The sequence below is a fragment of the Actinomycetota bacterium genome (assembly GCA_036280995.1).
Classification (GTDB): domain Bacteria; phylum Actinomycetota; class CALGFH01; order CALGFH01; family CALGFH01; genus CALGFH01.
Window position 1 is genome coordinate 1 of sequence record DASUPQ010000429.1, and the last position, 8,099, is coordinate 8,099.

An 8,099-nucleotide genomic window follows, 5' to 3' on the forward strand; every position below is an offset into this window, starting at 1 on the left:
ACGCCGGGAGGTTGCGGTTCCGCCTCTTTACCGGGTCGTTCACCGGCCGGGTCTTCATCGACTTCCTGGGTCGGCTGCTGCGCGATTGCGGCGGGCGGAAGGTCCACCTGATCGTGGATGGGCATCCCGTGCACCGGGCCAAGGCGGTCAGCGCCTGGGTTGGGCGCCATGGCGACCGGATCGAGCTGCACTTCCTGCCGGGCTACAGCCCCGAGCTGAACCCAGTGGAGTTGCTGAACCATGACGTCAAGGCCAATGCCGCGGCCCGGCGGCAGCCCCGCTCGGCAGCCGAGCTTCGCGATGAGCTGCATGGATATCTACGTCGTCGCCAGCGACAGCCAGCGATCCTGGTCCGCTTCTTCGATCACCCGACGACTCGCTATGCCGCCGCCTCATAATCACACCATTTGCCTGCCCTGGTGATAACTCATTCTCATTCCCGCCCTCAGCCAGCCAGGTGGTAGCAAAGGCGTGCCGGAGCTGATGCGGGTGCATTCCGGCAGCCCGGCAACCCGGGCTCGATGGTGGACGACCTGGTAGATGCCCGAAGGAGTCACGCGTCCGTTGCGGCCGACCCAGAGCTCCGGCAGGTGGGCCAATCGATGCCCTTCTCGGACCCGGAGGTAGCGGTCGAGCGCCTGGGCGGTCTTGCGGCCGATCGGCAGCGCCCGAGGGCGGCGGCCCTTGCCCAGCACCCAGACGATCCGCTGATCCAGGTCCACGTCATCCACAGTCATGCCGACGCACTCGGCGCGGCGCATCCCGGTGTCCACCAGCAGCAGGATGATTGCCGTGTCCCGGCGGCTGGTGAAGTCCCGCCCCTCGCAGGTCTTGAGCAGCCGAGCCAGGTGCTCCGGCCTAACCACCCCCACCGGTTGCTCTGGCAGTTGCGGCGGCTTCATCCCCTCCATCGGGTTGATCTTCAAGTCGCCCTCGGCCACCGCCCACTTGAAGAAGGCGTGCAGGCCCCGATAGCGGTTGTGGGCGGTGGCCGGCTTCCAGCGGGCCAACTGGTCGGCGATGAAGCCCTGGATGTGATCGCGTCGGATCTCGCCAACCAGAAGCGGCTGGCCATGGGCCTGGCAGTAGCTGGCCAGGAGCCGGTTGGGTTGACGACATCGTGCCCTCATTAGGGCGTGGTGGAGCTGGCTAACGACAGCGTGTTCCGGTTAGCCGAGTGAGGGGCCGTCGGCACCCCTGCTGAGCAGGAGGTTCGTGCTGGTGGTGGAGATGATGGGACTCGAACCCACGACCCCCTGCTTGCAAAGCAGGTGCTCTTCCAGCTGAGCTACATCCCCGAGGAATCTCGGCCTTGACCTGCGGCTTCTGCTCTCGACTCTTAAGCCTGGGTTCAGCACAACGGTGCAAGAGAATCTGATTCGACCTCTGTTCGTGGTACCGGCCGGTCATGGCCGACTCCAGCGTAGCCCACCCGAAGCGCTCCTTCGAGCTGCACCTGCGAGCCGAGAACGAGGCTGTCCGTACGATCGAGACCTACCTCGACGCGCTCCAGCTGGCGGCCCGGTTTCTGGAGGCCCGGGGCGTCGAGCTCGAGCAGGCGCGACGCGAGGACATCGAGGCGTTCATCGCCGACCAGCTCGCCCGCTGAAGCCTGCCACGGCCGCCCAACCGCTATCGGAGCCTGCGCGTGTTCTCCGGCTGGCTGGAGGCCGAGGGCGAGATCCCTGTGAGCCCCATGGCGAAGATGCGCCCGCCCGCCGTGCCGGATCAGCCCGTTCCCCTGGTCCGCGAGGACGCCTTTCGCCGGCTCCTGGAGGCCTCCGCCGGCCGTGACTTCGAGGCTCGCCGCGACACGGCCCTGGCCTGCTCCTGGTCACGTGGGCCCGCGCCGCGCCGAGATCGCCGGGATGCGCCTCACCGATCTCGACTTCGACCTCCAGGTCGCGCTCGTGCTCGGTAAGGGTGGCCGGCAGCGCGCGTTCCCGTTCGGTCGCAGGCCGCCCAGGCCCTTGACCGCTATCTCCGCATCCGCGCCCGCCATCCGCATACTGACCTGGAGTGGCTGTGGATTGGCAAGTTCGGGCGCATCACCGAGTCCGGCATCGCTCAGATCCTCCGCCGGTGAGGTCACCAGGCCGGGATGGAAGGACTCCACCCGCACCAGCTCCGCCACACGTTCGCCCACCTGTGGCTGTCCGAGAATGGCAACGAGACCGACCTGATGCGCCTTGCCGGCTGGCAGTCCCGCGCGATGCTGCGCCGCTACGGCGCCGCCGCGGCCGACGAACGCGCTCGAGAGGCGCACCGACGGCTTTCCCCGGCCGACCGGCTGTAGCGTATGAGCAGCCTCAGTAGATTGTCGTTAGCTCCTGCTACGAAGGTGGCACCTGACCCCTGACCGGCCTGGAAGGGCGGTGAGGCTGGATGGGACGCAAACGGGCCGCCTTCGCCGAAGGCACTGCTGAGGAAGAGCGGCGGTACGCCCGCCCAAGTGCTCCGGGACATCCGCGACCTGCGGGGTGAGACCCAGCAGGCGCTGGGGCGGCTGCTTGGCTGGAGCGTCTCGACGGTGTCCCGGTTCGAGGCCGCGTACCCCGACTATCCAGCGCTGCGGCTGTTCGGCGACGAGGCCAAGCCCTTGCCGGTGTGGGCGGAAGCGGCACCGCGCGAGCAGTGGGCGGACGTCGAGGCCCCGCTCGGGACGCTCGACCTCTCGGAGCCGCCGCCCGACGTGCGCCGCTGGCGCTACTGGGAGGAGTGCTCTCCCCGGGAGAGCGGGACTTCCAGCGCCGCCTGGAGGAGTGGGACCGACACCTCCGCGAGATCGACGCGGGCAAGCGGGCGCATCTCGACACCTGGACCAGATCACCCACGACTGGCGGCCATGGCCAGGGACGACCACGGCCGCCTGCGACTGGACTGCAAGCTCGGAACCTACTTCCACTCGCTCAGCACGTCCGAGACGCTCGACCCGGAGTTGATGGAGGCCTACGCCGCGTAGGAAGGCAACGGCCGGGCCCGCTACTGGTCACCGACCACCCTCAATCCGGATGCGGACAGCGACGGCGAGGATCAACCGGGCGATGGTGGGGAGAGAGCATGGCATGACCCGCCTGGCAACGTCCTGGATCGAGGCCTCGCCGAAGGCGCCCATGGAACCTCGCATATCGCGTTGGTTGACCTCGTCGTCTGTGACCTCCGAACGTTACCAAGGACGGAACGTCCTCACGAGCGCAGCCCATCACCACGAGAACCAGGCGGCCTGTCGGCGATGCTGGACAGGTGGTCGAGGTGACGGGCGCGCTCCTGGGTGCGGTCGCTGGAGTCGCGGTAGGGTCCGCTGGGAGCACTGCTTGGCGGCGGATGGCCACGCACCAATTTCATGGAAAGGGATCGCCGATGCCAGAGCTGGTCATCGACTTCATCACCTCGCTCGATGGATATGGGGCCGCCGAGGGCTGGCCCGGCTGGTGGGGCCTGGAAGGGCCCGAGTACCTCGCCTGGTTGGAAGACCACCCAGAAGCGGACTACACCGTCCTGATGGGCGCCAACACCTACCGGCTCATGTCCGGGTTGGCCACCGACGGTGAGCCGGGGACCGATGCCCTGGCCGGCCTGTCGAAAGTCGTCTTTTCGACCACCTTGACCGAGCCGCTGGCGTGGCCGAACACCCAACTGGTCACCCGGGACCCCGTCGAGGCCGTGCGGGAGATGAAGGACAAAGCCACCAAGTCCATGCGCACCCTGGGCAGCCTCACCCTGTGCCGTTCGCTCCTGAAGGCCGGTCTGGTGGACCGGTTCCGGGTGGTCGTGTTCCCGGTCATCACCGGAGCCACCGGTCAGGACCGGATCTATGACGGGTACCCCGACGTCGCCCTCGACATGGTCGCCAGCCGCACCTTCGACGGTCGGCTGCAGCTGCTCGAGTACGTCCCCACGGTGCTGGCCGGGCCGCCCGGCACCACCAAGGCCGACGCCTAACCACACCTGCCCCTTGCTCCGCCGGACCTAGCGATTGGGTGCGGTGGCGCAAGCAGACCAACCTGAGAAGGCATCGGAGCTGCGCGGCGCATGGGAACGTGGCACCTGCTATCGTTCTCGAACACCAGTTCGAGCATCGGGGCCGGACGGCCCCTATGAGCTGCTGCGGCCGTATCCGAACCAGCGCCAGCGGGTCGTGTACCGCCGCAGCGACCCGTCGGCGAGCTGACGCTACTCGTCTGCCGGTGGGGTCAGCTCGCCGTCCTCGATCAGCTCGTCGTCGTCATCTTGGGCGTGGTCGACGATCCGCAGGACCTCGACGAAGCCGAAGGCGGCTCGCAGCCGCCGCAGGGCCGCCTCCTGCTCGGGGTCGACCTCGGCCATGGCCCGAGCCGGCTACCGTCGTGGCGGATCGTCGCGGCGGGCCCCGAGATGCAGGTAGACCCGGCCGCCCTGGAGCGCGAGCTCATCGACCTCGCGCTCGCAGTAGTCCTCACACTCAGCCCCGAACGCCAGCAGTTCTGCGTCCCGAGGGAGTCCCTGGAGAGCGGTCAGCAGGTCTCGCACAGTCCTCCATCGCTCCTATGTCAACCGGAGTTGTTGGTGTTGGGTGTCGGCGGGTCGGCGTGAGCGCTGGAGTCGGCTGGCGAGGCAGGCGATGCAGCTTCGGCCTGGTCCGCGGCCGTGTGGCCCCGCTGGCGAGCGCGCCAAGGCCAGCAGCGGGAAGCCAGGCCAGATAGAGCACAGCGACCAGCGCGCTCGAAGCAGGCCCCGGTGGCTTGCTTGGTCAATGCGTGCTGCTGGTGGATGGCTGGTTAGGCTTGCTGCTTGGCGAGCTGGCGGCGGTAGGCGCGCTTGGCCTTCTCGCGGCTGCCGCAGGTGGTGCTGGTGCACCAGGTTCGGGACCGGTTGCGGGTGGTGTCGTAGTACAGCCACCGGCAGGTGTCCCGGGCGCACGCCTTGACCCGGGCCCAGGAGCCGTCAGCTTGGGCGGTCATGAGGGCGCCGGCCAGGGGGGCGAGGGCTCGCCCGGTCGGGGTGCTGGCGGCGACCTCTAGGTGGGCGTCGGCGGTGGCCCGGACGGTGAACCCGAGCCGGTCGATCGCTTGGCGCAGGGCCGCGACCGCGTCGGGGTCGAGGTCGTAGCCGTTGTTGGCCGCCGCGGCGGCCCGGACTCCTTCCCGGAAGGCGATGATGGCCGCCCAGTCATCGTGGCTGAGCTCCTCCCTGGCCTCGAAGCCCTCGGCCGCCAGCCAGTTCCGGGTCTGCGCGGGACCGCCGAGCTGGTCCTGCGAGATCTGGGGTTCGTTGGTGTTGACAAAGCCGATGAGCCGCTCCAGGGCCTGGCCCGGCCCTGCGCGGGCAGCGTCGCCGGTTGCGGTCATGGACCGGTCGGGGTTGGGTCGGCGATCACCGTGGTGCCCTGTGGCCAGTCTGGGGTCTCGGGATAGATGACGCAGAACCGGTTGCCGGCCGGGTCCTGCAGGACCCAGGCGCCATGGCCCAGGGGGCGTTCCCGGCTGGCCCCGAGGTTGGTGAGCCGGGCCACTTCCGCCTGCGGGTCGTCGGTCTCCAGGTCGAGGTGGACGGTGTTGTGGTCGCGGCTGGGCTCGGGCACGCGTTGGAGCAGCAGCCGTAGGCCACCGGCGGCCTGGCCGAGGGACACATAGCGGTCCTGGGCCGGGTCGCCGGTGAGGAGGGGGGTGTCCAGGGCGGCCGACCAGAAGGCCGCCGCCTGCTCCAGGTCGGTCGCGTCGATGACCACGGTTGCCACCCGGATCCGATGCCGCTGGTGCTTGCGGTTGCCGCGCATGTCTTAGCTCACCTTCGCCAGCCGCTCGTCCAGATGCGCCGGCCTGTAGCCGGAGGGCAGGACGAGCACGTCAGCCACCGAGGCGCCTCGCGCGGTCAGATTCCAGCGCAGGCCCCACGACGGTCGGCTGCGGCGAGAGTCCCACCAATCTGAGAGGAGGCGTAGCGCCTTCACCTGCCCTGACGATGTCAGCAAGGACTGCTCCCACATGTCGAACCTCCTGAGGTCGACCACTTGGATTCTCACTGTCTATCACAGTTAGACGGTGAGAAACAAGAAGTTCCTCTGGCCGGCAGCCACCGCAGCTCGCGATCGGACCGACGACGGCCAGGATCAGCAACGTTGCGGTCGGCCAACGGCGCATCGCTCCGATGTCAAGCGGCTGGTTCGTGAGCCGACAGGCGAGCGCCCGATGGGACGAGGTGGGCCTGGTCGAGATCGGCGTGCAGCAGCTTGAAGACCACCCGGACAGGCGGCGCTTGAGGACCCGCAACGCCTCCCGCTTGGACCTGCCCGCCGCCAAGAGGCGCGTCAGGCAGGCCTGGGCGGGTGGATGGACCCGCAGCTGGGTGACGGCGATGCGATGCAGCGCCGCGTTCAGCTGGCAGTTGCCCACCCGCGCAGACGATGGCGCCGCCAGGCTCCTGAGGAGCACTCCAACGGCGCCATGCCGGCGTGCATGGCCAAGGCCGCCCCGGAGCGGAACCAGCCCACCCCGGCGACCTCGGCGACGATCTTGGCCGCGGTCAACACCCCACATCCCGGCGAGCTGAGCAGGCGCGGGCACACCCGGGCCACCCGACGACCCAGCTCGGCCTGGAGCTGGTTGGCCCGCAGGGTCAACTCCCGGCAGCGGCCCACCAGCTCCCGGACGATGCCGACCTGCACCGAGTCCGGCAGGTCGGCCAGCCAGGCCTCGAGCTCCTCCAGGACCCGCAACGCTCGCCGAGCAGCGGCACCGCTCCTAGGATGACGGCGGCATGAATGCGCTGTCGGCAGCGGGACTGGCCGACCTCGCCGGCGTGACCGAGGCCGAGGTCCAGCGGCTGGTCGATCTTGGCGTCCTGGTGGCCCGGGACGGCGACGGCCCGTTCCTGGAGACCGACGTCCAGAAGGTCCGCCTGGCCACCGCGTGCGAGCAGGCCGGGCTGCCGATGGCGGGAATCGCCGCGGCCATCCGGGCCGGCCGGCTGTCGTTCGGGTTCCTGGAGGCCGCCCCCTACCGGCGCTGGTCGGTCCGCTCGGCGCGGACCTACCGGCAGGTGAGCCAGGAGACCGGCGTGCCGCTGGAGCTACTCGCCAGCTTCCTGGAGGCGATGGGGTTCGCCCGGATGGCACCCGAGGAGCCGATCAGGGAGGACGAGCTGGAGATCGTCCCGCTGCTGCAGCTCGGCCTGTCCACCGGCATCCTGGACCAGCTCTGGTCGACCCGGCTGGGCCGCGGCTACGCCGAGGGGCTGCGCCTGATGGCCAGGGTCGAGAGGGAGGTCTGGCAGGCGCGGTTCATAGCGCCCCTGCTGGCCTCCGGCGCCGACCAGCAGACCGCCAGGGAGCGGGCCGCCCAGCTGGTCGGCGACTTCAACTTCTCCCTCCTGGTCGACCGCGCGCTGCTGGCCGCCTACCGCCGCCAGCAAGAGCTGGCCTGGACCGAGCAACTGGTCGAGGAGATCGAGGCGGCGCTGGAGGAGACCGGCGTGCTGGGCCGGCCCGGGCGGGTGCCGGCGATGTGCTTCCTGGACCTGGTGGGCTACACCCGGCTGACCGAGGAACACGGCGACCAGGTCGCCGCCGAGCTGGCCGAGGCCCTGGCCGTGCTGGTCGCCCGGTCCTCGCGTGAGCACGGTGGCCTGCCCGTGAAGTGGCTGGGCGATGGGGTGATGGTCCACTTCCGCGACCCCGCCGGGGCGGTGCTGGCGGCGCTGCAGATGGTGGAGGAGCTCCCACAGGCCGGCCTGCCGCCGGCGCACGTCGGGGTGGCGGCCGGGCCGGTGGTGGTCCAGGGCGGCGACTACTACGGCCGCACCGTCAACCTGGCCGCTCGGATCGCTGCCTATGCCAGCGCCAGCCGGGTCCTGGTGAGCGAGCCCGTGGCCGAGCGGGCGCCGCCCCGGGGTGTGACCTTCCTCGAGCTGGGGCAGGTGCAGCTTGAGGGCATCGCCCACCCAGTACGGTTGCTGGAAGCCCGCCGGGCGTAACGTCGGACGCCTCCGCTTCGTCTCGGCCGGGCCCCGCCGAACCCAGCAGGCCGGGCAGGGCCAGCCACCACCGGCGATCAGGCGCGAATCTATGAGTCAGGTACTTCCTAGCTCAGTAAGGAACCCGTGGTCGGAAAAGTGACGGTCGT

Annotated in this window: 11 protein-coding genes and 1 tRNA gene; 6 read left to right on the forward strand and 6 right to left on the reverse strand. The window is 69.7% G+C overall.

Annotated features, from left to right (window positions below; genetic code table 11):
• A partial coding sequence (locus tag VF468_14305) for a transposase (GenBank protein HEX5879466.1) occupies positions 1 to 398 on the forward strand: 398 nt, incomplete at its 5' end.
• On the opposite strand, the gene VF468_14310 is transcribed toward VF468_14305, so the two are convergent.
• Complete coding sequence (locus tag VF468_14310; GenBank protein ID HEX5879467.1) at positions 399 to 1,130, reverse strand: tyrosine-type recombinase/integrase; 732 nt, start codon at positions 1,128 to 1,130, stop codon at positions 399 to 401.
• Positions 1,131 to 1,222: 92 nt separating this feature from the next.
• A tRNA-Ala gene (locus VF468_14315) sits at positions 1,223 to 1,298 on the reverse strand.
• 110 nt (positions 1,299 to 1,408) lie between these two features.
• Between VF468_14315 and VF468_14320 the strand changes: the two genes are divergently transcribed.
• The 4 genes from VF468_14320 to VF468_14335 all read left to right on the forward strand — a co-directional run bounded on the left by VF468_14320 (position 1,409) and on the right by VF468_14335 (position 3,942).
• Entirely contained in the window at positions 1,409 to 1,609 is a 201-nt protein-coding gene (locus VF468_14320; GenBank protein HEX5879468.1) for a site-specific integrase, read from the forward strand.
• 492 nt (positions 1,610 to 2,101) lie between these two features.
• Entirely contained in the window at positions 2,102 to 2,296 is a 195-nt protein-coding gene (locus VF468_14325; GenBank protein ID HEX5879469.1) for a tyrosine-type recombinase/integrase, read from the forward strand.
• A 156-nt stretch (positions 2,297 to 2,452) separates the two neighbouring features.
• A complete protein-coding gene (locus tag VF468_14330; GenBank protein HEX5879470.1) occupies positions 2,453 to 2,962 on the forward strand; it encodes a helix-turn-helix transcriptional regulator in 510 nt (169 codons plus the stop codon).
• A 398-nt stretch (positions 2,963 to 3,360) separates the two neighbouring features.
• Positions 3,361 to 3,942, forward strand: coding sequence for a dihydrofolate reductase family protein (locus VF468_14335; GenBank protein ID HEX5879471.1), 582 nt, complete (start codon positions 3,361 to 3,363; stop codon positions 3,940 to 3,942).
• A 231-nt stretch (positions 3,943 to 4,173) separates the two neighbouring features.
• On the opposite strand, the gene VF468_14340 is transcribed toward VF468_14335, so the two are convergent.
• The 4 genes from VF468_14340 to VF468_14355 form a co-directional block, all read right to left on the reverse strand.
• Positions 4,174 to 4,326 (reverse strand): hypothetical protein, encoded by a 153-nt coding sequence (locus VF468_14340; GenBank protein ID HEX5879472.1) that lies wholly within the window; start codon positions 4,324 to 4,326, stop codon positions 4,174 to 4,176.
• 431 nt (positions 4,327 to 4,757) lie between these two features.
• Complete coding sequence (locus tag VF468_14345) at positions 4,758 to 5,327, reverse strand: CGNR zinc finger domain-containing protein (GenBank protein HEX5879473.1); 570 nt, start codon at positions 5,325 to 5,327, stop codon at positions 4,758 to 4,760.
• Positions 5,324 to 5,755 carry a VOC family protein gene (locus tag VF468_14350; protein HEX5879474.1) on the reverse strand — a complete coding sequence of 144 codons (432 nt, stop codon included), beginning with the start codon at positions 5,753 to 5,755 and terminating at the stop codon, positions 5,324 to 5,326. The genes VF468_14345 and VF468_14350 overlap by 4 nt, the downstream gene beginning before the upstream one ends.
• Before the next feature lie 597 nt (positions 5,756 to 6,352).
• The gene (locus VF468_14355; protein ID HEX5879475.1) at positions 6,353 to 6,694 is read right to left on the reverse strand and encodes a transposase; all 342 of its coding nucleotides are present in this window, start codon (positions 6,692 to 6,694) and stop codon (positions 6,353 to 6,355) included.
• A gap of 41 nt (positions 6,695 to 6,735) precedes the next feature.
• Here VF468_14355 and VF468_14360 point away from each other — a divergent pair, with 41 nt between their 5' ends.
• Positions 6,736 to 7,950 (forward strand): adenylate/guanylate cyclase domain-containing protein, encoded by a 1,215-nt coding sequence (locus tag VF468_14360; GenBank protein HEX5879476.1) that lies wholly within the window; start codon positions 6,736 to 6,738, stop codon positions 7,948 to 7,950.
• The last annotated feature ends 149 nt before the right edge of the window (positions 7,951 to 8,099 follow it).